This window comes from Coprococcus sp. LG101-27, assembly GCF_027695515.1.
GTDB classification, from domain to species: domain Bacteria; phylum Bacillota; class Clostridia; order Lachnospirales; family Lachnospiraceae; genus Allocoprococcus; species Allocoprococcus comes.
In genome coordinates, this window is the sequence record NZ_JAQEUJ010000005.1 from 84,525 (window position 1) to 108,679 (window position 24,155).

Here is a 24,155-nt window from a genome sequence, read left to right on the forward strand (position 1 = left end):
CCGCTCCGGTATCAGCCGGGGACTGGGAGATTCTCCATTTTTATTTAATCATGATTTATTCATTTATTTCAAAACGCCAGTGCTGCCTGATTCCCGGATATTTCTGGTGATCGACTTCGCTCATAAACATATCGTATGGTCTTGCACAGATTTTGAATGGTGCATACATTGCCTGGTAGACAACCAGCTTTTCGCCTGTTTCAGTATGCTCGGCGAAAGCCAGTACATTGTAGAGATATTTGGTGCTCTCTTCGGATACCCATTCTCTTTTGAAATGGCGCACGATATCGCCAACATGGATTTCATGGAGGGGTTCTGCGTCATTTTTTTCGGTATTGGCAGAAAGCGTAGAAGCAGGCTGTGCTTCTGGGATAACCGTACTGGTTTGTGTTGAGGCAGACGATTCCGGGTGGAAAATTACAGACGCAGAATCTGCTTTATTTTCCGGATCGGCATCCAGATAAATATATTCATCTTTATCAAGAGAAACCGGTGCGCCGGTCTTTCCGATAATATGGACACCACCATACCAGGTGCCTTCGATTTCAAAAGTATCTCCGATCTGATATTCGGAAGAATATTCATCGTTCTTTTTTATAATTTTAATCTTATCCATAGATAGTACACTCCTGTTTGTATTTGAAAACTAATCTAATTATATGTGCATTTTCCAATTTTTCCAACCTAAAAATGGGAAAAATCGTGTATACTGGAAAGTACTAGTTGCTGGTCACAGGTACTGTGAACAGTAACTAGTACTACGGAAAGGGGAAAGATAAAATGGTAAAACCAATTATGAGAGATCTCTTTTTTCTGCGCCAGAAGGCAGAGAAAGCAACGAAAGGAGATTTTCCAGTTGCAATTGATTTACTGGATACATTAAAAGCGCACGAAGATGGCTGTGTGGGAATGGCAGCAAATATGATCGGGGTAAATAAAGCGATCATTGCAGTCAATATGGGATTTATGAATGTTGCGATGTTCAATCCGAAGATTGTAAAGAGAAACGGAAAGTATGAGACAGAAGAAGGATGCCTGTCTCTGGATGGCGTAAGAAAATGTGTGCGTTATCAGGAAATTGAAGTAGAATACGAGGATATCAATTTTAAACGGCAGAGACAAAAATACAGTGGATGGACGGCACAGATTATTCAACATGAGTGCGATCATCTGAATGGAATTATTATTTGATGGAATACCTAAATCAAAGAGCCGGTATTATGGTTTTGCATTTTATGGAAAGAAAATCCTGATTGTAACAGATAAACAGGTATGATGTTGTTATTACAACAGAAATAAAAATCCAGAAACCGTATACTTATCCATACAAAAAAGAAGGTACGAGGAATGAAAATATGAGTAATACAGCGACGATTTCGCAGGGACAGGAGATTTTAGCACTCCAGGATGAACTGACCGGTGCGCTGATCGGTCTTGCCAGATCCTGTGGTAACAATCCAAAGACAGAAAACACAGATGAGATTATCGTCGAAGGTCTTGTGCATACGATTACGAACAGTAACATCGGTACAACATCTTTAAAAGCGATGATCGAAAAAGTAAGAGAAGAAAAAGATACCGTCGCACCGGATTGCGCAGTCTGTGCAGCACCGTGTGGCAATACCTCCGAATATGATGTGAGCAATATCTGGAAACACGAAACAGATGTGCGCGGCGTGGAGACTGCAATCCTTTTCGGAATCCGGGAGATGGCAGCTATCATTTCCCCGGCGGTCGTCATTGGGAAAACAGATGCGGAAGTGAACGAATTTTTCTATAAGGCACTCTGCATGATCAGTTATGGAATGAGTAAAGAGGATCTGTTACCGGTTGTGCAGGAACTGGGCGAGATGAACCAGAAGTGCAGAAGGCTTCTTGGACAGGTGTAGCAAGAGAATAGTCTGAAAAAATGAGATTTCTTGACAGAGAACAGGGGATTTGATATTGTTTAAAGGATGGAAAAATCTGACAGACGAGAAATGAACCGATAGAAAAGAAATGAAATAATGGGAAGCGGGTTGCGTCTGGCAATCCGCTTCTTTTGATGAGAAAGAAAAGAGGGCAAAAATGGAACTGAGTATACTTCTGATGGAGCAGATCGCAAAGCTGTTCATTATGATATTCATGGGTTATGCGATAGTCAAAATGGGATTTCTGAAGGATGAAGACAGTAAGGTACTGTCAACACTGGTATTATATCTGATCGTGCCATGTGTGATTCTGAATGCATTTCAGGTGGATTATACCCCGGAAAAGGTGAGCGGCCTTATGCTGGCATGCATCGCGTCACTGCTTCTTTTATTTATCCTGCTCCCGATCGTCAACCTGATCGGAAAAGTCTTGCATCTGAATGAAGTGGAAACCATGTCCATTTATTATTCCAATTCAGGAAATATGATCGTACCGCTTGTGGCATTTATGCTTGGCGAAGAGTGGGTGTTTTATGCATGTGTGTTTATGGGGATTCAGACCATCTTTTTCTGGACACACTGTAAAAATGTACTGAGCCATGAAAAAGGATTTAACCTGAAGAAAATATTTACCAATATCAATATCATTACGATCATAGCAGCAATCGTGTTGTTCTTTGCAAAGATCCGGCTGCCGGAAATTATAACCGGTACGTTAAGTTCTGTCGGGGCAATGGTGGGACCGGCAAGTATGTTTGTAATCGGAATGCTGATGGGCGGAATGAATATCAGAAAGGTTCTGACGAATAAGAAGGCGTATTTTATTGCGTTAATGCGTCTGATCGGATTTCCGTTTATTGCACTTCTGATCCTGAAGATCAGTGGACTGGTTGGATGGAATGCAGATGGGAAGAAGATCCTTCTGATCGTATTTCTGGCGATCATTGCACCTGCTGCTTCGACAGTTACGCAGATGAGTCAGGTGTATGGAAATGATTCCAGGTATGCGAGCACGATCAATGTGCTGACGACACTTGGGGCGATCGTGACGATGCCGCTGATGGTGTTGGTGTTCCAGATGGTGATGTAAATAAAAAATAGATAAATGGAGAAAAGAATGTTCCTGGAGGCGGGGATGTTCTTTTTTTATTGGAAAAATATTTGATTTTAGGGAAGGATTATATGGATATAAAGAAAATATTATACAGATGATGTGAAATAGTAAGAAAGAGAGTTTTTGTTATAAATGCACAAAAGATATAGTATGAAATTGCTGGATATGACAAAAATAAATAATAGTATTTACATTTTTGAAACCAAGTTGTATATTAAAGAAAAAGGAACTGGTCATGACGACATGACATCATAACAAAGGAGGAAGAAAAATGAAAAAAAGAGTAGTACAGGCATTGGGATGCTTACTTGCAATGACAATGGTAGCAGGAAGCCTGACAGCATGTGGAGGAAAATCTGAGAAAAAAGCGGAAAAAAAGGAAGGAAGCGATGTAAAGGTTGCAATTATTTGTTCGGCTGCCGGACAGAATGATAATGGATATAATCAGTCTGCTGTGGAAGGAGCAAAAAAAGCTGCCGATGAATTTGGAATTGAATATAAGGTTGTCGAGCCTACAACAGGTGTACCACAGGCGCTGGAATCACTGGCTGATGATGGATACAATGTAATTTTCAATCTGGAATATGATTTTGAAGCGTTGATTCAGGGAACTGGTGGAGCACAGCCAATTGCAGAGATGTATCCAGATACAACATTTGTATGTGTAAATGATAATCCAAACCAGGATAAAGATGGAAAGACAATCCATGATAACGTAATCAGTGTATTGTTTGATGTACATCAGGCATCTTTCGTAGCAGGTGCACTTACTACATTGGTAAATGAAAATGCAGAAACTTTATTTGGTACAGATGGTTATAATTTCACACCTGCAGATAATGGCGGACGATCCGTAGGATTTATCGGAGGAACTAATTCAAATGGTATCACGGTATTCTCTTATGGATATATCGAAGGTATCAACTATGAAGCTGAAAAGCTGGGTGTAAATTATGATTACTATGCAAAATATGATGCAGGATTTGCTGATTCTGCAACAGGAAGTACAGTAGCAGGAACATATTATAATCAGGGAGCAAATATTGTATTCTCAGTAGCTGGTTCTGTAGGTGATGGTGTTGCATCAAAGGCAAAAGAAGAAGGAAAGCTTGCAATTCAGGTAGATGCTAACAAAGATGATCAGCAGCCAGGATATGTTCTGACAAGTGTTATTAAAAATACAGAAGTACCTGTATATGACATTGTAAAAGAAGCAGTAAATGGAAAGATTGATAAGATGGATCGTGCACAGACATATTCATTAGCATCAGGCGCAGCTTCTATTACAGATCTTTCAGAAATCAGCAAACATATACAGGATAGCGGAAAAGACAAATGGGAAGAAATCAAAACTGAAATCAAAGATGTAGAAGACAAGATTTCAGATGGAACAATTGTAGTAACGGATGCGCAGAGTGGAGAAGAATTCGATGCTTCTAAATGCCCGAATGTTACAGTAAAATAGTTGTTTTGACAGAAAGGAAGCAGCAATATGAACAGCATGATACAGACGGTTGATCTGACCAAAAAGTTTAACGATTTTGTCGCAAATGATCATATTAATCTGGATGTAAAAGAACAGGAGATTAAATGTATTGTAGGTGAAAACGGTGCAGGAAAATCTACAATGATGAATATGCTCTACGGATTGCTGCAGCCAACAAGCGGAAAAATCCTGATCCGGGGGAAAGAAGTTACACTGAACAGCCCGGTTGATGCGATTGCAAACGGGATAGGGATGGTGCACCAGCATTTTAAGCTGGTGCCGTCTCTTACCGTATATGAAAATATACTGTTGGGTGCGGAAATTACACAGAAAAAAGGCGGAATGAAAACTCCGTTTATCGATCAGAAAGAGGAAATTAAAAGAGTTGAGAAACTGATTCAGGAAAATCATCTGGAATTAAATGCAACAGATAAGATTGAAGATATATCTGTCGGTGGACGTCAGAGAGTAGAAATTCTGAAGATGTTATACAGAAATGTAGACATATTGATTCTGGATGAGCCGACAGCCGTACTTACACCACAGGAAGTTGATGAATTGATTGCAACGCTCAAAAATCTAAAAGAGCAAGGAAAAACAATCATTGTTATTACACACAAATTAAGGGAAGTAATGGAACTGGCAGACAGTATTACTGTAATAAAACAGGGAAAAGTTGTTGGAAATGTATTAAAGAAGGACACAAGTGAACGAGAACTGGCACAGATGATGGTCGGAAGAGATGTTGTTCTTACTGTAAATAATGAACGAAAACAACAAGTTGAATCAGAGATTATGTACAAAGCAGAAAATCTTACGACTGTGAATGACTATGGAAAAGAAGTTGTATCAGATATGTCATTTGAAGTGCATAAAGGTGAGATCCTTGGAATAGCCGGTGTTGAAGGAAACGGACAGTCAGAGCTTGTAAAGCTTATGACTGGTTTGATGGAATCGACGAGAGGAACAGTATTTTTTGACGGTAAAGATATTACAAACTGGTGGCCGGAAAAATTAAGAAAAGCAGGAATTGGAATTATTCCTGAGGACAGATATGCACAGGGATTGTGCCGGGAAATGACGGTTTCCGATAACTGTATAGCAGGATATCACGGAGAAAAAGATGTTTGTAAACACGGACTTTTTAATAAGAAAATAATCAATGCCAAAAGAGATAAATATATTAAAGAATTTGATATCCGTCTTGGTGATGTGAATGGCAATATAGGCAATTTGTCAGGAGGAAATGCACAGAAAGTTATCATTGCAAGAGAGCTTTCTGCAAATCCCAAACTTCTGATTGCCTGCCAGCCAACGCGAGGCGTTGATATCGGATCTATTGAATTCATCCATAAACAGATTCTGAAATTCAGGGATGCAGGAAATACTGTTATCCTGATTTCAAGTGAGCTGTCAGAAATTATGAGTTTATCTGATCGGGTAATTGTTATGTATAAAGGTAAAATTTCAGGTGAAGTATCGCCAAAAGAAGTATCTATGGCTGCTATGGGACTACTGATGGCCGGAATTGGAAAGGAGGAACAGGATCATGAAAAAGAAAGATAGTATTATAAAAGGAATCGTCAATTCTGTACTTCCGGTAATTCTTGCATTTGCATTTGGAGCAATTGTTATTGCAGCGATCGGAGAAAGTCCACTGGAAACTTACGGGGTATTGATCAGGAAATCACTTTTGACAGAAAAAGGCTTTATGAATACGCTGCATTATGCATCGCCGCTTATTTTGACAGGACTTGCGATTGCAATTACATTCAAAGCTAATCTGTACAACATGGGTGTAGAAGGACAAATGCTTTTGGGAGGATTCTTTGCAGGAATCACTGGAGCATATCTTAACATTTCCAATCCATTTATAAGTAAACTGATTTGCTTTTTAGTTGCAATTATTTGTGGAATGTTATTTGCATTGATTCCGGCAATTTTGAAAGCAAAATGTAATGTAAATGAGATGGTTGTAACTTTGATGTTAAACTATGCAGTTTCAAAGACTTTGGAATTTTTAACCACCGGTGTATTCAAAGATAAGAGTGCAGGGTATGTGGCTACACCAACGATTAAAGAGGATGTAATGTTCAAAAGATTCGGAGCATCAAGAATGACTATGTTTTTTGTAATTGCAATGATTATTCTGGTGATTATGTATTTTGTTATGAAAAAATCAAAACTGGGATATGAAATTACAGCAATCGGAAAAAATCCGGAATTCGCAGAAGCAACAGGTATGAATGTCAGCAAGAAAATCATTATCATGATGCTGATCAGTGGCGCACTTTCCGGTGTGGCTGGAGCAGGATGGATGTTAAGTGATCAGTTTAAATATACACTGACATTTTCTGCAAACCCTGGTCTTGGATGGGATGGTATGTTGATTGCTCTGCTCGGTGGACATTCGCCAATTGGTATTTTGATCGCGGCAATCTTTTATGCTGCATTAAAAACCGGTAGTGACAGCATCAATATGTATACTGCAGTTCCGAAAGAAATCGTTGCAATTATTCAGGGAATGATCATTCTGTTCCTGGCAGTTAAGTTTATTGGTGATAAAACAAGCGTATTTGGTCGTTTTAAAAAGGCGAAAAAGGAGGATGCATAATGGAATTATTAAATAGTATTTTGTATGACACAGTATACCATAGTGCTCCTATTATTCTATGCGTGATCGGTGGAATATTTGCATATAAAGCAAATGTATTGAATATCGCACTGGAAGGAATGATGCTGAATGGAGCATTTATTTCAGTGTTAGTCGAGTATCTGACAGGAAGTGTGGCTCTGGCAGTGATTGCCGCAATCGTAACGACTTTATTGTGGGGACTTGTATTTTCATTCTTAGGAATTACTTGTAATGGTAATGTTATTGTTATCGGTCTTGGAATTAACTTGATTGTTCCAGCGATTGCAAAATTTGTACTGAAAGTTATGGAGCTTGCTAATATCAGTCTTCAAGATGTAGGAGTTGCAGATTTTAAGATCAATATACCGGGCATCAAGAGTATTCCGCTGATTGGTGGAATCGTAAGTGGTCATCCGGTCATTACATATCTGGCATTTATTGGAATTGCGGCAGCAGCTATTCTGATGTACAAAACAAAATTTGGAATCTATGTCAGAGTTGTTGGTGAAAATGAAGATTCAGCGATCAGTCTTGGACTGAAAACACAGAAATACAAATATATTGCTGTTCTGATTGGAGCATTTTGCTGTGCATTAGCCGGAATCAATTTATCAATGGAGAGAATGGCAATGTTTACAAGTGATATGACAGCAGGACGAGGCTTTATCGCAATTGCAGCAATTTATTGTGGACAGGGGAAACCGGTACAGTCTTCACTCTATGCAATCTTATTCGGTGTTGCAAGATCACTTGCGGTCAATTTAAGTGTATATGCAGGACCGGCAGCAGGAATGTTCGATACAATTCCATATATCATCATGGTAGCGGTGCTTGCAGTTGTTTCATTTATGAAATTTAAGGATGTTAAGGTAAGAGGATACAAGTTCGACTAAGGGGGAGGAAAATGGCAAAGACAGCATTGATTATTGTGGACATGGTTCGCGATTTTACGGATCCGGAAGGTCTGGTATTTTATCCTGAGAATCAAAAGATTCTTCCACGGATTAAAAAGGTTCTGGATGAAAGCCGGAAACATGAACTGCTGATTGTTTTTTTACAGCACTGTAACAGAAAAGATAAAGTAGATAAAAAAGCACAGTCCATGAGACCAAATTGTATAGAAGGGACTTTTGGAATTGAAATTGATCCAATGTTGGAAGTTGATGAAAAGAAAGATTATGTCATCCGAAAGAGAAGGTACAGTGGATTCTTCGGCACAGACCTGGATCTGGTATTGCGGGAAAATGAAGTGGAAAATGTAGTCGTTGTTGGAACGAAAACAAACTGCTGCATTCGGGCAACGGTGACAGATGCATTTTATCTGAATTACAACCCATATGTTATCCGGGAATGTGTGGCAACGAATTCAGAAACAGTTAATGAAGTTCATCTGACAGATATTGATAAGTATCTGGGAAAAGTCATCGATATGAATACATTCAGCAAGATGCTGGAAGAGGGACAGTTGTAGGAGGCACGGATAATGAAAGTAGATGTTCTGACAAGCGGCTATGTAAGTATGGATCACATTATAAAAATAGCAACACCTGCCAAAGTGGGATTTACATCACTGGTTACAAATAAATCCAATTCAAAAATTTTTTACGGAGGCTGTTCTGTAAATATTGCCTATGCACTTTGCCGGCTTGGAATGAAGGCAATGCCAGTTTTAAGAGTAGGCGGAGATTATGAAAGTAATGGTTTTAAAAAGTTTCTGGAAGAAGGAAATGTACCACAGGATGGGATTACACAAATAGCAGAGGAAGCAACCAGTGTATGTTATTTGTTACAGGATAATAATAACGATCATATTACCATATTTTATCCTGGAGCAATGGATGGAAGATATGCACAGAAAATGAAAGACAGCTTGTTTGAAACGGCAAAGCTGGGAGTGATAACCGTTGCATCAAGACCAGACAATGAAGAGTTTTTTGCAAAATGTAAAAAGCATCATGTACCGGTAGTTTTTGGAATGAAAGATGATTTTGATGCATTTCCAGAACCATTTTTGAAACAGTTGTTAACAGAAAGCAAAATCATTTTCACAAATGAAGTAGAATGTGAAATTATTGAAAAGCTTTTCGGACTAAATACGATTACAGAGCTGTTTAAAATTGGAAAAGCAGATATCATTGTGACAACTCTGGGAAAAGACGGAAGCATTTGTTATGTGCGGGAAGACGGAAAAATACGGAAAGAAGAGATTGGAATTTGTCAAGTGGAACAGGTAGTAGATGCAACTGGATCGGGAGATGCTTACATGGCAGGATTTGTTTATGGATATTTACATGGATATTCTCCGGCAGACTGCTGTAGGCTTGGAAGTGTATTATCTTACTTTGTTTTACAGGCAGAAGGGTGCTGTACAAATGCGCCAACAGAACAGGAATTATTACAGAAATTTGAAACATTACGTTGAAAGGGGAAATGCAGATGAGTACATTATATATGGGAGCAAGCGAAGAAACGGTTGCGAAATATGTACTTTTTTCGGGAGATCCATGGAGAGTAGAAGTTGTAAAAAAGTATTTGGATAACCCCAAAAAAGTTGCATTCATGAGAGAGTTCAATACATATACAGGAACCTATAAAGGAGTAGAGATTACAGTAACGTCGACGGGAATCGGGGCACCGTCCGCAGCGATTGCGATGGAAGAGATGTATGAGTCTGGAATGCAGGTCGCTGTAAGAATGGGGACAGTAATGTCTATGCAGGATGATATGCTGGGACATTTTATGATTCCGATTGCCGCAATGAGGCGTGAGGGAACCAGTCAGACCTATGTGGATCTGAGTTACCCTGCGGTTGCAGATATTGAACTTGTTAATGTGATGAACGAAACAGTTCAACAAATGGGAAAACGGTATTTGAATGGACTTAATTGTACGATGGATGGATTTTACAGTTGTATGCATGATTCTAAATTTTCTCTGGAGTGTGGACGTGATATGTCAAAAACATTTGAAGAGGTCAAGAAACTTGGGGTAACAGGAATCGATATGGAATCTTCATGTATTCTGACACTGGGACGACTGATGGGAGTTAAGACCTGTATTTTAACAGTGGTTACGGTACTTGAAAATTTGAAGGAAACTTTAAAGGGACAGGATCGTGTAGATGCAGAGGATTTACTCTGTAGAACAGCGCTGGAAGGAATTTATAATTATCATATAAAAAGAGAGGATGGTAAACATGAGTAAAGAGATACTTACTTTAAATTCACAGACAGTAATCGGAATGGTGCATTGCCTTCCGCTTCCGACAACAGCTGGATTTGATGGGGATTATCAGAGAATTATTGACCGTGCAGTTCAGGATGCGGTTACACTTGAAAAAGCAGGGGTAGATGCTGTTATTGTAGAAAATATGGGGGATACACCTTTTTCCGCTTTTTTAAATAAAGCACAGGTAGCGGCGCTTACAGCTGCAGCATATGCTGTGAAACAGGCAGTTCAGATTCCAGTAGGACTTGACGCAGCGTTTAATGACTGTGAAGCAGATATTGCGATTGCTGCAATGGTAGGAGCATCCTTTATCAGAGTTCCAGTATTTGTGGATACAGTATTGTTTACAGATGGAATTATTCAGCCATGTGCAAAGAAATGTATGGAATATCGCAAGATGATGGGACAGGAAAATGTTAAAATTCTTGCCGATGTGCAGGTAAAACATGCGCATATGTTAAGAGAACATATTACGATTGAGCAGTCAGCAAAAGATGCTGCATCAAACGGAGCAGACGGAATTATTGTTACAGGTACACAGGTTGGAGAAGAGACACCACTGGATCTGATTAAGAGAGTGAAAAATGTAGTAAATCTTCCGGTGTTTGCAGGAAGTGGTGTAAATGCAGAAAATATTCATGATCAGCTTCAGACAGCAGATGGTGCGATTATCGGTTCCAGCTTGAAAGAGGGAGGAATTTTAACAAATCCAATCTCTTATGAACTGGTTAAGAAAGTATTAGACGGATTGAAATAGAGAAAGGCAGGAAGATAAAAATGATGCGACCAATGAAACTTGCAGGATCAGAATTGATGTTTGGAGAAGGAAGTCTTGCATATATTAAGACAATTAAAGCAAAAAAAGTCAGTATTGTTATTGGCGGACATAGCATGGAAAAGAGTGGAATGCTGGCAAAGGTAGAAGGATATTTTAAAGAAACCGGTGCTGAAACAATGGTTATCAGAGGCGTAGAACCAGATCCGTCTTTTGAAACTGTACTCAGAGGAAGAAATGAAATGCTGGAATTTGAACCAGATCTGATTGTCGGACTTGGCGGTGGATCAGCAATGGATGCTGCAAAAGCAATGTGGATCTTTTATGAACATCCGGAATTGACTCAGATGGAAGATATTCTTCCGCCGAATGAATTTCCGAAATTACGAGGTAAAGCAAGAATGTGTTGTATTCCTTCGACAAGTGGAACAGCAAGTGAAGTTTCACGTTCTATCGTAATTTCAGATAATGAAAAAGGATTAAAGCATGGTGTTGGAAATATGGAAATGATGCCGGATATCGCAATCTGTGATCCGGAAGTAACAATGTCTATGCCGGCTAAGATTACCGCAGAGACAGGAATGGATGCGCTTACCCATGCACTGGAAGCACTTGCTTCAAACCGTGCAAATTATCTGTCAGATATTCTTGCAAGCCAGGCAGCCCAGGATATTATGGAAACTTTACCGACTGCATATGAGAATGGCAATGATATAAAAGCAAGAGAGACTATGGTACAGGCATCTATGGTAGCTGGAATTGCATTTACCAATGTATCGCTTGGAATTGTACATTCTATGGCGCATACAATCGGTGGTATTTTCCATGTATCACATGGTCTGGCAGACGCCATTATTTTGCCGTACATCATCAGATATAATGAGCAGAATGAAACTGCGAAAGAAGTTTATGCAAAATTTGCAAAGAGAATCGGAGCAGAAAATCTTCATGAAGCAGTAGAAGCGTTAAATGAAAAGTTAAATATTCCAAAATGCTTTAAAGAGATCATTCCGGATGAAGAAAAATATATGGCAAAACTGGATGAGATGGCTCCGCTTGCAAAAGCTGATGGATGCACAAAAACAAATCCGGTTATTCCGGAAATTGACGAATTTAAAGAATTATTTATCAAGGTGTACAGAGGAGAATAAAAATGGAGATTATTTGTTATTTATCAAATGGATATCCTACAATTGAAGCAAGTTATAATATGGCAGTAGAATATGCAGATGCAGGATGCAGAATGATGGAAGTGGATTTTCCATCCAGAAATCCATACCTGGAGAGTGATTATATTGCAGGAAGAATGAAAAAAGCACTGGAGGCTTGCGATGATTATGAAAAATATATGGATTCAATTGTTGCCATTCAGAAGAGACTTCCAGATGTGAAGATTCTGGTTCTGGCATATGAAAATACAGTTGAAGAGATTGGTGTAGACAGATTTATTGAGTTCTGCCTGACAAATAATTTAAAAGATATTTTGCTTGTTGGCTTAAAAGATGATATTATTAAAAATAAGATAATTGCAGCGGGGCTTCAGGTATCTTGTTATGTACAGTTCCATTTACCGAAAGAAGAAGTGGAAATGGCAAAACAATCAAATGGATTTGTATATTTACAGGCGAAGCCGTATGATACACAGCAAAAAAATGAGGAATATCCTACATTAAAAGATTGTGTAGAGTATTTAAGAAGCTGTGGAATTGAAAGACCTATTTATTGTGGGGTAGGCGTTCATGCACCAGAAGATGTAAGACTAGTAAGAGAGGCAGGCGGGGATGCAGCGTTCGTTGGCAGTACAATTCTAAAACTTCATGAAAATATTCCTGCAATGAAAGAAAAGATCAGGGAATTTAAAGCTATGTGTTAACACTTGGAATATTCTGTGATTAAAAAAGGTGAGATGGGGTGAAGGAGATGTTCGACGAAAAGTTACCTAAATATTATCTTGTGAAGAAGGCAATCGTAGAGAATATTGATAATGAAGTTTACGATTCAAAGGAGCCGATTCCGAGCGAAAGAGAATTGATGGAGACTTATCAGGTCAGCAGAATTACGATCCGGAAAGCGATTGATGAATTGGTCACAGAAGGATATTTGTACAAAGTCCAGGGAAAAGGAACCTATGTAAAGACGGATGAAGGAAGTAACAATCTTTTTTCAATTACGAGTTGTACAGAGGATGTATTAAAACTGGGGATGATACCAAGTAAAAAAGTTGTTGTTTCAGAGTTGGTCAATGCAAATGTAAAGAGAGCAAAAGCACTTGAGATTACAAGCAGTGATAATGTTTATATGATAGGAAGAATCTTATATGCAGATAAGGAACCTTTAAACTATACACTGACTTTTGTGCCAGAGAAGATTTTTCCGGGATTATCAAAGTATGATTTGAAAGAGGAATCTCTTTATCGGATTATAACAGAAGTTTATGGTGTTAAGATAACGAAGGCCAGAAGAACGATTGAAGCGATTGGTGCGCAGGACGAAATTGCTGAGTATCTGGATATCGAGGAAGGGACACCTATTATTCTGTTCCGTTGTATTACATATGGTATTGTGAATGGAAGAGAAATTCCGATCGAGAATTTTAAATGCTATTATCGAACAGATAAATTTAAATTTTATATTGATCAGGTGAGATAAAAAATCAGGGAAATAGTAAAATTGAGCACATCGAGCTCTTCGAAAAGTCGTCAGCAGAAATGTTGGCGACTTTTCAATTTTTGGAAAAATGTTACAAATCTAATACAAAAAACAAAGAAAAAAGTGGCAAACAGGTGTGAATATAGATGGAAAAATGTTACAATACTAATAATGGAGGTGCAAAAGCATGCTGGAAAGAAAGATATACAGAAAATTAGATGAGTGGAAGCGGACATCAGATAAAAAAGCACTGTGCATTATTGGAGCCAGACAGATAGGGAAAACTACCATTATAAGAGAATTTGCAAAGAAAAATTATGAGCATTATGTTGAAGTTAATTTTATCTTAGATAAAGAGGCGGGGAAAATATTTGATGGTAATTTGGATGCAGATACAATCATTACGAATCTGACTGCGTTTAAAATGCAGGAATTTGTACCTGGAAAAACTTTGATTTTTTTAGATGAGATTCAGGAATGTCCAAATGCCAGATGTGCAATTAAGTTTCTGGTTGAGGATGGAAGATTTGATTATATTGAATCAGGATCGCTTTTAGGAGTACGATACAAAGAAGTACCATCTTATGCAGTTGGCTATGAAGAAATCTGCTATATGTATCCGATGGATTTTGAGGAATATATAAGAGCAAATGGAGTTCAGGACTCTACAATTGAATTATTGAAAACATGTTATTCTGAACACAGTGAGGTCCCGGAAGTGGTTCATCAGACTATGTTGAAATTATTTTACACGTATATTGTTGTCGGAGGAATGCCTGCAGTTGTCCAGATTTATGTGAATACGCATGATATAGGAAAAGTCGTTGCACTTCAGAGAGAGATTTTAGAATTGTATCGTCTGGATATTGGAAAATATGCAGAAGGGTCAGACAAAATTAAAATCAGGGCAATTTTTGACAGTATTCCGGCACAGCTTAACAGCAAAAATCGGAGATTTATTTTAAATAAAATAGATGATAAAGGAAGGATGAACCGTTATGAAAATGCATTTTTATGGCTGAGTGATACAGGAGTTGCACTTCCTTCTTACAATATTGAAGAACCTCAGCCGCCATTGCGTCTGAATGAAAAAAGAAATCTGTTTAAACTATTTATGGGAGATACAGGGCTTCTGTGTGCAGCATGTATGGAAAATATTCAATTTGCGCTGTTGAATGGTAATATGGAAGTGAACATGGGAAGCATTTTGGAAAATGTATTTGCACAGATTATTAAAAGCAACGGTTTTAGTTTGAATTATTTTGAATCGAAAAAATATGGAGAATTAGATTTTGTGATTCAAAACGGAATGGAAGTAGATTTGCTGGAAATAAAATCCGGAAAAGATTACAAAAAACATTTTGCATTATCAAAAGTGTCGGCAGTAGAAAACTGGGAGTTTGGAAGAAAAATCATATTCTGTTCCGGAAATGTAGAGGAAGAAGAAGGAATGGAATATCTTCCGTGGTATCTGGCAATGTTTTACCAGGTGAATAAAGAACCAAAAGAATATAAATATGAAGTGGATTTGTCGGGATTGTTATAAAAAGAGAGTGCTCTTTGATGCAAAAAGGGTATTTTTTACATCTGCTTATTTTTCACTACTCATTTTCCACTTGACATTCCCCCACTTTCATCATACCATTTTGTAGAATGTTTATTGTCAATGAAAAATGGACTTACAGAAAAGGGGAAAATCACAGATGAAAAATTGGAATCAGGTTAAGCTGGTGCCGGAATTTAATGAACAGGGTGTAGCTTGTTATAAACTGGCCGGTGGAAACTATGTAAATGAATATTATGTTGTATCGGAAGCAGAGACAAGAAAGCTTCTGAATACACCGGAGATCGTCGGATATGAGGTATATGACTGCCTGATTCCTTCTACATCTCAGATGCTTTACTATTTTAAGGAACAGAAGAAAGTGACAACTGCAAATATTCTTTCTATCTTGAGAGGAGCGTTGAACTATCCGTTGGAGGAAAGCTGCTACAGAGAGCACATCCGTGTACACGATATCAGTTTCTTATCCAGTGAGCGTGTATTTGCGGATGAAGAGATTGCAGGGCTTGAAATCAAATATAGTAAGCTTACCATGGTTCCGGACAGCACACTGATGATCGGAGATATCATTGCAAGTGGGGAGACTCTGATCCACTGCCTGCGCTATGTGACAGATTTTTACAGGAAGAACGGAGCAAAGCTTCGCAATATTATCATTTTCACAATTGGTGGAACAAAGGGAATTGAGATTCTTGAGAATCTTACCAGAGAGATCCGTGAGTTCTGGCCGGAATTTGAAGGGTTCATTACCGTGTATTATGAAGGAATTTTCAGTACTTATCAGGATAAAGGTGTGTCAGGAATCAACCTTCCGGATGTGGACTTCTACTGGAAGGACGGAATCATCGCGCCGGAGTTCAGAAGAGAGACACTTTCCATGTGCAGTCCGCTTTTTGAAAAATGTATCATCTACGATGGCGGGGCAAGACGCTATGAGATTCATGAGCATGTAGAGGAAGTTCTGGAATTCTGGGAAGGAATCAAAGAGAGAGCAGATAAGATCGATTTTAAAGAACTGCTTGATGAAAAGATTGGATACCCGACACCGATCAGTTATGAGGACTGGATCGAGAAGAACCACTATGAGAAGATCCGTCCGGCAGACACCAAGTGGCTGTACCGTCAGGAACAGGGATATATCGAGAGTATGAAAAATATTACATTAAAAGAACTGGCAGATCAGAGAATTACCGAATTTACCGATTCTTTGAAGAAATATATGCTATAAAAAGAATGAACTTGTTGATCACAGAGAATGGAATGAGGTAAAAAATGAGCAAAAACACGAAAGATACAACTGTTGATATTGACTATGCGGACCAGGCAGTCCCGAAAGAGGGCAGAAAAGGTTTCCTGACCATGTTTATGATCATGCTGGGATTTACATTTTTCTCGGCAAGTATGTGGGTTGGGCAGCAGATGGCAGCAGGACTTGATTTCTGGGGATTTATCAAGTCCCTTCTCCTTGGAGGAGCGATCCTTGGTGTGTATACAGGACTTCTGGGATATGTAGGTGCAAAGACCGGACTTAGCATGGATCTTCTGGCAAAAAGAGCGTTTGGAGAAAAAGGATCTTATCTTTCTTCTGCAATGATCAGCTTCACTCAGATCGGATGGTTCGGTGTGGGTGTTGCGATGTTTGCAATCCCGGTATCAGGAGAGCTTCTCGGTGGAAGTAAGGCTGCGATGTGGGCTCTGGTATTGGTTGCAGGAGGCTGTATGACCGCTTCTGCATATTTCGGAATTGATTCCCTTACGGTGGTAAGCTATATTGCAGTTCCGCTCGTTGCGATTCTTGGAACGGTAGCAATGGTGATGGCAGTTCGGCAGGGAAATGGAACGATCGTTGACCAGTTTGCAGTATCCAGTGGATCTGTGACCGTGATCGGTGGAGCAGGTATGGTAGTCGGTTCCTTCGTATCAGGCGGAACGGCAACTCCGAACTTTGCAAGATTTGCAAAGGATGCCAAATCAGGTACAATTGCAACGGTTGTAGCATTCTTTATCGGGAATTCACTGATGTTCTTTTTTGGGGCGATTGCCTATATTTTCGTTGGCGGAAATGATATCTTTGAGGTTATGATCCGTCTGAATCTGTTCTATATGGCGATTCTGGTTCTGGGACTCAATATCTGGACAACCAATGACAATGCGCTGTATTCAGCAGGTCTTGGACTGGCAAATATTTTCCGGCAGAAGAAGAAACCGATGGTTCTGATTTCAGGAATTATCGGAACACTTCTTTCTGTATGGCTGTATTACAATTTCTGTAACTGGCTGAACGTACTGAACTGTACCCTTCCGCCGGTAGGGATTATCCTGGTGCTCTCGTACTTTATAAATAAGAAGGAGTACGACAGTGATAAAGTAGAAATCAAAACTGTGAACTGGTTTGCTGTGATCGGTGTGATCGCAGGTGCAGTGGTAGCAAATCTTGTGTCATGGGGAATTGCTTCGATCAATGGTATGGCAGTTGCAGCGGTCTGCTATGTGGCTGGACAGGTGCTTTGCAAAAATCGTGAAGAAGCGGCAGAAAATGCATAAATGAATAGCGTAAATGAACGGGCAGATTCGGGGGACAGAGTCTGCCCGTTGTTATATTATGGAGCAGGATTACGCATAAGGTTATCAGTCTAAACAATATTATTAAAAAAACTGACCATAAGTCAATAAACAAATTGACTTATGGTCAGTTTTGTTGTATATTGGTTTTGTAAAATAAATGACTGGCGGTCATTAAGAGAGAAAGAATAAAAAGAAAAGAGGAATAAAGTATGGTAAAGGTTGGCAAAAAGATTGTTAAATTCAGAGTACCGATACTGATACTCAGTATTATCCTTTTGATTCCGGCTGTGTGGGGGTATGTGAACACCAGGATCAACTATGATGTGCTGACTTATCTTCCGGAAGACATTGAGACAATGCAGGGACAAGAGATCATGACGAATGATTTTGGGATCGGGGCATTTTCGATGCTGATGGTAGACGGCATGGAAGATAAAGAGATTGTGAAGCTGAAAGAAAAGGTAGAGAAGGTAGACGGAGTAGAGAATGTACTCTGGTATGATTCACTGGCTGATATTTCGGTTCCACAGAGCATGCTTCCGTCAAAGCTGTATGATGAGTACAACACAGAAGACGGAACAATGATGGCGGTATTTTTCAAAGACGGAACTTCATCCGATGAGACCATGAAAGCGATTACCGAGATCCGTAAGATTACCGGAGAGCAGTGCTTCTTAAGTGGAATGTCTGCGATTGTAGAGGACACCAAAGAGCTTGCCGAAAAGGAAACACCGCTTTATGTACTGATCGCAGTCGCACTTTCTGCACTGGTTCTGGCAATTACGATGGAATCGATTTTTGTTCCGGTACTGTTCCTTTTGAGTATCGGAATCGCAATTGTATATAATCTTGGAACGAATGTATTTTTTGGAGAAATTTCTTATATCACGAAGGCACTGGCAGCGGTACTACAGCTTGGTGTCACTATGGACTATTCTATTTTCCTGATGCACAGCTATCAGGAGCAGCAGGTGCGCTATAACGGGGATAAAGAGCGGGCGATGGCACACGCGATTTCCCAGACCTTTTCATCCGTAATCGGAAGTTCAGTCACGACGGTTGCCGGATTTATCGCACTCTGCTTTATGAGCTTTACGCTTGGAAAAGATATTGGTATCGTTATGGCAAAAGGTGTTATCTTTGGAGTCCTGGTCTGTGTAACCGTTCTTCCGTCCATGATTCTGTGCTGTGACAAACTGATCGAGAAGACGAAACACAAACCGCTGCTTCCGGATATTGGAAGGATTTCAGATAAGGTGACAAAGCGTTACGTGATTTATGTAGTAGCATTTGTGATCCTTCTGTTTCCGGCTATTTACGGAAACAACCACACGGGTGTTTATTACAATTTGGACGAGTCACTGCCCAAGGATCTTCCGAGTGTCATTGCGAACACGAAATTAAAAGAAGATTACAATATGAACACCACACATATGATCCTGGTGGACAGCTCGGTTGCAGGTTCTGATGTCAAGAAGATGTCACAGGAGATTGAAAAAGTAGATGGTGTTAAATGGGTACTTGGACTGGATAACCTGGTCGGCTCCGGTGTTCCGGCAGATATGCTCCCGGAATCTGTCACCGGTATGCTGAAAAATGACAAGTACCAGCTGCTGATGGTAAATTCTACGTACAAAGTAGCAACGGATAAAGTAAACAAACAGATTGAGCAGATTGATAAGATCATGGATAAATATGATAAGGGTGCAATGCTGGTAGGAGAAGGACCATTGACAAAAGATTTAATCAACATTACAGACACGGACTTTAAGCGTGTAAGTGCAGTGTCTATTGGAATTGTATTTGTGATTATTCTGCTTCTGTTCAAATCAGTTACTATTCCGGTGATCCTGGTCGGTGTGATCGAATTTGCAATCTTCGTGAATATGGGTATTCCGTTTTACACTGGAACAAAGCTGCCGTTTGTGGCATCAATCGTAATCGGTACGATCCAGCTTGGCGCGACCGTGGATTATGCGATTCTGATGACTACCAGATACCAGAGAGAGAGAAGCCGCGGCGCAGGCAAATTTGACGCGATCACAACAGCGCATAAGTTCTCTGCGCAGTCGATCATCGTCAGTGCACTCAGTTTCTTTGCTGCAACGATCGGTGTCGGACTTTATTCCAATATCGATATGATCAGTTCACTGTGTATCCTGATGGCGAGAGGTGCACTGATCAGTATGGTGGTTGTTGTGCTGATCCTTCCGTCCTTATTCATGGTATTTGACAAGATTATCGTAAAGACGAGCAAAGGTTTCCGACCGTCAGACTTGAAATCATAACCACATCATAGTATAATTCTCTTGGATTATTATATGATACAAGGAACGGAGAAAAAGATCCGTGCGTATCAAAAGGGCTGATACAATCCTGCTATCATAAAAGGAATAAGGAGGAATCCACTATGATTAATTGGAACAATTTGGATACACTTACATCATTTAAAGAACTTTCGGAAGTAGAACGTGTCAATCTTGCAGAAGTGATGTCCGGTGAGAACGGAGCAGAACGTGTTAAGGATTACAGCGTTCCGATGACAGAGGATCTTACTTACAATTACGCTGCAAAAGCAGTAGATGATAAAGTACTTGCAGCACTTGCAAAGCTTGCAAAAGAAGCGCAGCTGACAGAAAAGTACGCAGCACTCTACAATGGAGAAGTGATCAACACAGGAGAAAAGAGACTGGTTCTTCATCAGCTCACCCGTGGACAGCTTGGAGATAAAGTAGAAGCTGACGGAGTAGACAAGCGAGAATTCTATGTTAAGCAGCAGCAGAGGATCGCAGATTTTGCCAATAAAGTACATGCCGGCGAGATTACAAATGCAGCAGGTGAGAAATTCACAACAGTCGTACAGATCGGTATCGGTGGAAGTGACCTTGGTCCTCGCGCAATGTATCTTGCACTTGAGAACTGGGCTAAGAAGAACGGCACATTCAAGATGGAAGCCAAATTCATCAGCAATGTTGACCCGGATGATGCAGCAGCAGTACTGAATTCAATTGATGTAGCACATTCTATTTTTGTTCTGGTATCAAAGTCAGGAACAACTCTTGAGACTCTTACCAATGAGTCATTTGTAAAAGATGCCCTGAAGAATGCAGGTCTGGATGCTTCCAAGCATATGATCGCTGTTACAAGCGAGACATCACCACTTGCAAAGAGCGATGATTATCTTGCAGCATTCTTCATGGATGATTATATCGGAGGACGTTACTCATCTACTTCAGCAGTCGGTGGTGCCGTACTTTCGCTGGCATTTGGACCGGAAGTATTTGCACAGTTCCTTGCAGGAGCAGCAAAGGTAGATGAAGTTTCCAAGAATGAAGATTTATTGAAGAATCCGGCAATGCTGGATGCGATGATCGGTGTATACGAGCGTAATGTACTCGGATATCCGGCAACAGCCGTTCTCCCATATTCACAGGCACTGAGCCGTTTCCCGGCACATCTGCAGCAGCTGGATATGGAATCCAATGGTAAATCAGTTAACCGCTTTGGCGAGCCGGTAGATTACCCGACAGGTCCGGTGATCTTCGGAGAACCAGGAACAAACGGACAGCATTCCTTCTATCAGCTTCTCCACCAGGGAACCAACATCATACCGCTCCAGTTCATCGGCTTCAAGAACAGCCAGATCGGAACCGATGTTGTGATCCAGGACAGCACAAGCCAGCAGAAGCTCTGCGCAAACGTAGCTGCACAGATCGTAGCATTTGCATGCGGTAAATCAGACGAGAACCGCAACAAGAATTTTGAAGGTGGACGTCCGTCAAGTATTATCATCGGTAAAGAACTGACACCAGAGACACTCGGTGCACTTCTTGCACATTTTGAGAATAAGGTTATGTTCCAGGGATTTGTATGGAATGTGAACAGCTTCGACCAGGAAGGTGTTCAGCTTGGGAAAGTACTTGCCAAACGTGTACTTGCCCATGAGACAGACGGAGCACTGAAAGTATACAGTGATCTTTTAGATATCTAATCAGAATTAATGAAAGAGACCAGAGTCGGTGCGAATTTTAGGATTCGGACCGGCTTTTTGGATACGAAAATATGCAAGAGAAGCTACCAGGATATTCTGTCAGGATTTCCGGCTGAATGATTGTTTTTTAGGAAAAAGACATAAAACCAGGAAAAGAGAAAGACTATGAAATTAGAAAATTACGAGGTGCATCTCCCGAATTATTCCATCGGAGATGCAATTTACGATAAAATCGGACCGGTCTGTGAATCTTATGGAAAAACGGTACTTGTGATCGGCGGAAAAAGGGCACTTGATGCGGCTTTTGATAAGATCAAAGCGGCGGTCGACCAGACGAATCTGGAGATTATTGGAAAAGAACTTTATGGGAAAGACTGTACCTATCAGACGGTAGAAAAGCTTCGCCGGATGTCGGTTTATCAGAAAGCAGATATGGTATTTGGAGTAGGAGGGGGCAAAGCACTGGATACGGTAAAATGTCTGTGTATTACAGATGATAAGCCGGTGTTCAGCTTCCCGACAATCGCATCCAACTGTTCGGCATGTACATCGGTGTCGATCATGTATAACGAGGATGGTACATTTCTGAAACCGAATTTCTTCGTGCGTCCGGTCATGCATGCATTTATCGATACAGAAATCATAGCAAAAGCACCGAGTCAGTATATGTGGGCAGGAATTGGTGATACCTATGCAAAATACTATGAAGCAACAATCTCATCAAGGGATGAAAGACTGGAACATTTTACCTCACTTGGTGTAGCAGTCAGTCTGATGTGCAGGAATCCTCTTCTGGAATATGGACCGAAGGCATTTGCAGACCATAAAAAGGGACTGTGTACATACGATGTAGAGCAGGTGGTTCTGGCGATCGTTGTGACAACCGGAATTGCATCCATTTTCCTTACAAAAGATTTCACACCGGATTATAACAGTGGACTTGCACATGCAATTTTTTATGCTCTGACGAAGTATCCGGTGATCGAGCAGCGGCATCTGCACGGGGAAGTAGTTGGATTTGGTGTGCTTCTGGCACTTCTTGTAGATGGACAGGAAGAAGAATTTGAGAAAATATATCAGCTGAATCGCGAGATAGGGCTTCCGGTGTCCTTGAAAGAAATTGAGATTACAGAGGATGAATGGAAAGAAAGTATGGGACATATTACGAAAATGTCGGATGTAGCACATTACCCATATAAGGTAACCCGGGAAATGCTGGAAGATGCAATGCAGAAACTGAAAGAAAGAGTCAGAAAGGATCAGAGCCATGAAGAATAAGAAATCCGCAGCTTCCTCTATGATTCTTGGGGTAGCGTTTGTCTGGTTTACAACACATTTCGGAGGTGGATTTGCCTCGGGTGCGCAGATCTACAGTTATTATGTGCGTTATGGAATCTGGTGTCTTCTGATGCCGGTTCTGGCAATGGGATATAATGCTGTATTTTTCGCGTACTGCCTCCGGTTTGCGAGAAAGCATGAGGTATATGATTACCGGTCTTATAACAATGCGTTTTACGGGAAGTTTGCGCCGGTATTTTCCAATTTGTTTGAAGTACTGTATATTTGTGTGATGTGCGTGGCTCCCGCAGTTGCATTTGCGACAGGCGGAGCGACCTTAAGTACCCTGACCGGACTTCCGTATCTGCTGTGTACGTTGATTATCGGCATATTTATCTTCGTTGTGGCAGTATTTGGAACAGACCTGGTGCGTAAGGTGGCTTCTGTCCTGTCTGTCTGCATTATCGCAGGTCTTCTGATCGTGTATATTCCGAATATCATCGCAGGTGCAGTGCGGTGTTGGAAAAGGATTTATGATGCCGCTGATTTCTGTTTTGATCATTCTTGGAGCGGTATCTACGGCAGTTAATATGGTGGCTGCAATGGTGAAAAGAATCTGCAGTGGTCTTAATAAAGTGAAGAAAGAGACGGAAACAGGTAAAAAAAGTAAAATTGGTACAAAGGAAATTGTGGCAGCATTTATCTGCTGTGTTGTAGATTTTGGAATCGCACAGTTCGGGCTTCTGACACTGATCCAGAAGGCGTATAGTGTGCTGGCGTATCTGGCGATTCCGGTAATCCTTATTCCATATCTGATCCACATGGCAGTGACCAGATTTGATACGAAGTAATGAGAGAATAAAGGGAAAAGAGGACAAAAGATGCCAATCGGTGTTATAGTAAATGTAAGTATGGTGATGCCGGTTAGTTATCTTTGGAGTACTTATATTTTACCATTAG

Annotated in this window: 23 protein-coding genes; 22 read left to right on the forward strand and 1 reads right to left on the reverse strand. The window is 40.3% G+C overall.

What is annotated here, in order from left to right:
• Window positions 1-55: 55 nt before the first annotated feature.
• Entirely contained in the window at window positions 56-616 is a 561-nt protein-coding gene (locus PG766_RS06010; protein WP_179976207.1) for a DUF1653 domain-containing protein, read from the reverse strand.
• A 164-nt stretch (window positions 617-780) separates the two neighbouring features.
• On the opposite strand from PG766_RS06010, the gene PG766_RS06015 reads away from it, so the two are divergent.
• The 22 genes from PG766_RS06015 (at window position 781) to PG766_RS16920 (ending at window position 24,046) form a co-directional block, all read left to right on the forward strand.
• The gene (locus tag PG766_RS06015; RefSeq protein ID WP_055247494.1) at window positions 781-1,191 is read left to right on the forward strand and encodes a peptide deformylase; all 411 of its coding nucleotides are present in this window, start codon (window positions 781-783) and stop codon (window positions 1,189-1,191) included.
• A gap of 164 nt (window positions 1,192-1,355) precedes the next feature.
• Entirely contained in the window at window positions 1,356-1,889 is a 534-nt protein-coding gene (locus PG766_RS06020) for a hypothetical protein (RefSeq protein WP_118198671.1), read from the forward strand.
• Window positions 1,890-2,067: 178 nt separating this feature from the next.
• On the forward strand, window positions 2,068-3,000 hold the full coding sequence (locus PG766_RS06025) for an AEC family transporter (RefSeq protein WP_118198672.1): 933 nt from the start codon (window positions 2,068-2,070) through the stop codon (window positions 2,998-3,000).
• 295 nt (window positions 3,001-3,295) lie between these two features.
• Window positions 3,296-4,489, forward strand: a complete 1,194-nt coding sequence (locus tag PG766_RS06030) for a BMP family lipoprotein (RefSeq protein ID WP_117557392.1) — start codon at window positions 3,296-3,298, stop codon at window positions 4,487-4,489.
• 27 nt (window positions 4,490-4,516) lie between these two features.
• Window positions 4,517-6,076, forward strand: coding sequence for an ABC transporter ATP-binding protein (locus PG766_RS06035; RefSeq protein WP_117824478.1), 1,560 nt, complete (start codon window positions 4,517-4,519; stop codon window positions 6,074-6,076).
• On the forward strand, window positions 6,060-7,124 hold the full coding sequence (locus PG766_RS06040) for an ABC transporter permease (protein ID WP_182438591.1): 1,065 nt from the start codon (window positions 6,060-6,062) through the stop codon (window positions 7,122-7,124). Before PG766_RS06035 ends, PG766_RS06040 begins: the two co-directional genes overlap by 17 nt.
• A complete protein-coding gene (locus tag PG766_RS06045) occupies window positions 7,124-8,038 on the forward strand; it encodes an ABC transporter permease (protein ID WP_008373427.1) in 915 nt (304 codons plus the stop codon). The genes PG766_RS06040 and PG766_RS06045 overlap by 1 nt, the downstream gene beginning before the upstream one ends.
• 11 nt (window positions 8,039-8,049) lie before the next feature.
• Window positions 8,050-8,616, forward strand: a complete 567-nt coding sequence (locus tag PG766_RS06050; RefSeq protein ID WP_022219927.1) for a cysteine hydrolase family protein — start codon at window positions 8,050-8,052, stop codon at window positions 8,614-8,616.
• A gap of 12 nt (window positions 8,617-8,628) precedes the next feature.
• A complete protein-coding gene (locus PG766_RS06055) occupies window positions 8,629-9,567 on the forward strand; it encodes a carbohydrate kinase family protein (protein ID WP_008373430.1) in 939 nt (312 codons plus the stop codon).
• 14 nt (window positions 9,568-9,581) lie between these two features.
• The gene (locus PG766_RS06060; protein ID WP_117824480.1) at window positions 9,582-10,349 is read left to right on the forward strand and encodes a nucleoside phosphorylase; all 768 of its coding nucleotides are present in this window, start codon (window positions 9,582-9,584) and stop codon (window positions 10,347-10,349) included.
• Entirely contained in the window at window positions 10,342-11,130 is a 789-nt protein-coding gene (locus tag PG766_RS06065; protein ID WP_022219925.1) for a BtpA/SgcQ family protein, read from the forward strand. Before PG766_RS06060 ends, PG766_RS06065 begins: the two co-directional genes overlap by 8 nt.
• A 20-nt stretch (window positions 11,131-11,150) precedes the next feature.
• Entirely contained in the window at window positions 11,151-12,299 is a 1,149-nt protein-coding gene (locus tag PG766_RS06070) for an iron-containing alcohol dehydrogenase (RefSeq protein ID WP_055247497.1), read from the forward strand.
• A gap of 2 nt (window positions 12,300-12,301) precedes the next feature.
• Window positions 12,302-13,021, forward strand: coding sequence for a tryptophan synthase subunit alpha (locus PG766_RS06075; protein ID WP_022219924.1), 720 nt, complete (start codon window positions 12,302-12,304; stop codon window positions 13,019-13,021).
• Between the two features lie 47 nt (window positions 13,022-13,068).
• Window positions 13,069-13,797: a GntR family transcriptional regulator gene (locus PG766_RS06080; protein ID WP_118198673.1), complete on the forward strand. Its 729-nt coding sequence runs from the start codon at window positions 13,069-13,071 to the stop codon at window positions 13,795-13,797.
• Window positions 13,798-13,984: 187 nt separating this feature from the next.
• Entirely contained in the window at window positions 13,985-15,343 is a 1,359-nt protein-coding gene (locus PG766_RS06085) for an ATP-binding protein (protein WP_270590612.1), read from the forward strand.
• A gap of 157 nt (window positions 15,344-15,500) precedes the next feature.
• Window positions 15,501-16,589 (forward strand): hypothetical protein, encoded by a 1,089-nt coding sequence (locus PG766_RS06090; RefSeq protein ID WP_044999117.1) that lies wholly within the window; start codon window positions 15,501-15,503, stop codon window positions 16,587-16,589.
• 44 nt (window positions 16,590-16,633) lie between these two features.
• Window positions 16,634-17,905: a cytosine permease gene (codB, locus tag PG766_RS06095; protein WP_117834600.1), complete on the forward strand. Its 1,272-nt coding sequence runs from the start codon at window positions 16,634-16,636 to the stop codon at window positions 17,903-17,905.
• 230 nt (window positions 17,906-18,135) lie between these two features.
• Window positions 18,136-20,214 (forward strand): efflux RND transporter permease subunit, encoded by a 2,079-nt coding sequence (locus PG766_RS06100; RefSeq protein ID WP_118199069.1) that lies wholly within the window; start codon window positions 18,136-18,138, stop codon window positions 20,212-20,214.
• A gap of 122 nt (window positions 20,215-20,336) precedes the next feature.
• Window positions 20,337-21,917: a glucose-6-phosphate isomerase gene (locus PG766_RS06105; protein ID WP_008373449.1), complete on the forward strand. Its 1,581-nt coding sequence runs from the start codon at window positions 20,337-20,339 to the stop codon at window positions 21,915-21,917.
• Window positions 21,918-22,082: 165 nt separating this feature from the next.
• A complete protein-coding gene (locus PG766_RS06110; RefSeq protein ID WP_118199068.1) occupies window positions 22,083-23,195 on the forward strand; it encodes an iron-containing alcohol dehydrogenase family protein in 1,113 nt (370 codons plus the stop codon).
• A complete protein-coding gene (locus tag PG766_RS06115) occupies window positions 23,185-23,784 on the forward strand; it encodes a hypothetical protein (protein WP_330428631.1) in 600 nt (199 codons plus the stop codon). The genes PG766_RS06110 and PG766_RS06115 overlap by 11 nt, the downstream gene beginning before the upstream one ends.
• Window positions 23,729-24,046, forward strand: coding sequence for a hypothetical protein (locus tag PG766_RS16920; RefSeq protein ID WP_330378220.1), 318 nt, complete (start codon window positions 23,729-23,731; stop codon window positions 24,044-24,046). Before PG766_RS06115 ends, PG766_RS16920 begins: the two co-directional genes overlap by 56 nt.
• Window positions 24,047-24,155: the final 109 nt, after the last annotated feature.

Coding starts and splice junctions, on each gene's coding strand:
- PG766_RS06015 (WP_055247494.1), top strand. CDS start 781: ATGGTAAAACCAATTATGAGAGATCTCTTTTTTCTGCGCCAGAAGGCA.
- PG766_RS06080 (WP_118198673.1), top strand. CDS start 13,069: ATGTTCGACGAAAAGTTACCTAAATATTATCTTGTGAAGAAGGCAATC.
- PG766_RS06045 (WP_008373427.1), top strand. CDS start 7,124: ATGGAATTATTAAATAGTATTTTGTATGACACAGTATACCATAGTGCT.
- PG766_RS06075 (WP_022219924.1), top strand. CDS start 12,302: ATGGAGATTATTTGTTATTTATCAAATGGATATCCTACAATTGAAGCA.
- PG766_RS06100 (WP_118199069.1), top strand. CDS start 18,136: ATGGTAAAGGTTGGCAAAAAGATTGTTAAATTCAGAGTACCGATACTG.
- PG766_RS06110 (WP_118199068.1), top strand. CDS start 22,083: ATGAAATTAGAAAATTACGAGGTGCATCTCCCGAATTATTCCATCGGA.
- PG766_RS16920 (WP_330378220.1), top strand. CDS start 23,729: ATGATGCCGCTGATTTCTGTTTTGATCATTCTTGGAGCGGTATCTACG.
- codB (WP_117834600.1), top strand. CDS start 16,634: ATGAGCAAAAACACGAAAGATACAACTGTTGATATTGACTATGCGGAC.
- PG766_RS06085 (WP_270590612.1), top strand. CDS start 13,985: ATGCTGGAAAGAAAGATATACAGAAAATTAGATGAGTGGAAGCGGACA.
- PG766_RS06030 (WP_117557392.1), top strand. CDS start 3,296: ATGAAAAAAAGAGTAGTACAGGCATTGGGATGCTTACTTGCAATGACA.
- PG766_RS06065 (WP_022219925.1), top strand. CDS start 10,342: ATGAGTAAAGAGATACTTACTTTAAATTCACAGACAGTAATCGGAATG.
- PG766_RS06060 (WP_117824480.1), top strand. CDS start 9,582: ATGAGTACATTATATATGGGAGCAAGCGAAGAAACGGTTGCGAAATAT.
- PG766_RS06115 (WP_330428631.1), top strand. CDS start 23,185: ATGAAGAATAAGAAATCCGCAGCTTCCTCTATGATTCTTGGGGTAGCG.
- PG766_RS06010 (WP_179976207.1), bottom strand. CDS start 616: ATGGATAAGATTAAAATTATAAAAAAGAACGATGAATATTCTTCCGAA.
- PG766_RS06020 (WP_118198671.1), top strand. CDS start 1,356: ATGAGTAATACAGCGACGATTTCGCAGGGACAGGAGATTTTAGCACTC.
- PG766_RS06105 (WP_008373449.1), top strand. CDS start 20,337: ATGATTAATTGGAACAATTTGGATACACTTACATCATTTAAAGAACTT.
- PG766_RS06055 (WP_008373430.1), top strand. CDS start 8,629: ATGAAAGTAGATGTTCTGACAAGCGGCTATGTAAGTATGGATCACATT.
- PG766_RS06025 (WP_118198672.1), top strand. CDS start 2,068: ATGGAACTGAGTATACTTCTGATGGAGCAGATCGCAAAGCTGTTCATT.
- PG766_RS06040 (WP_182438591.1), top strand. CDS start 6,060: ATGAAAAAGAAAGATAGTATTATAAAAGGAATCGTCAATTCTGTACTT.
- PG766_RS06050 (WP_022219927.1), top strand. CDS start 8,050: ATGGCAAAGACAGCATTGATTATTGTGGACATGGTTCGCGATTTTACG.
- PG766_RS06090 (WP_044999117.1), top strand. CDS start 15,501: ATGAAAAATTGGAATCAGGTTAAGCTGGTGCCGGAATTTAATGAACAG.
- PG766_RS06070 (WP_055247497.1), top strand. CDS start 11,151: ATGATGCGACCAATGAAACTTGCAGGATCAGAATTGATGTTTGGAGAA.
- PG766_RS06035 (WP_117824478.1), top strand. CDS start 4,517: ATGAACAGCATGATACAGACGGTTGATCTGACCAAAAAGTTTAACGAT.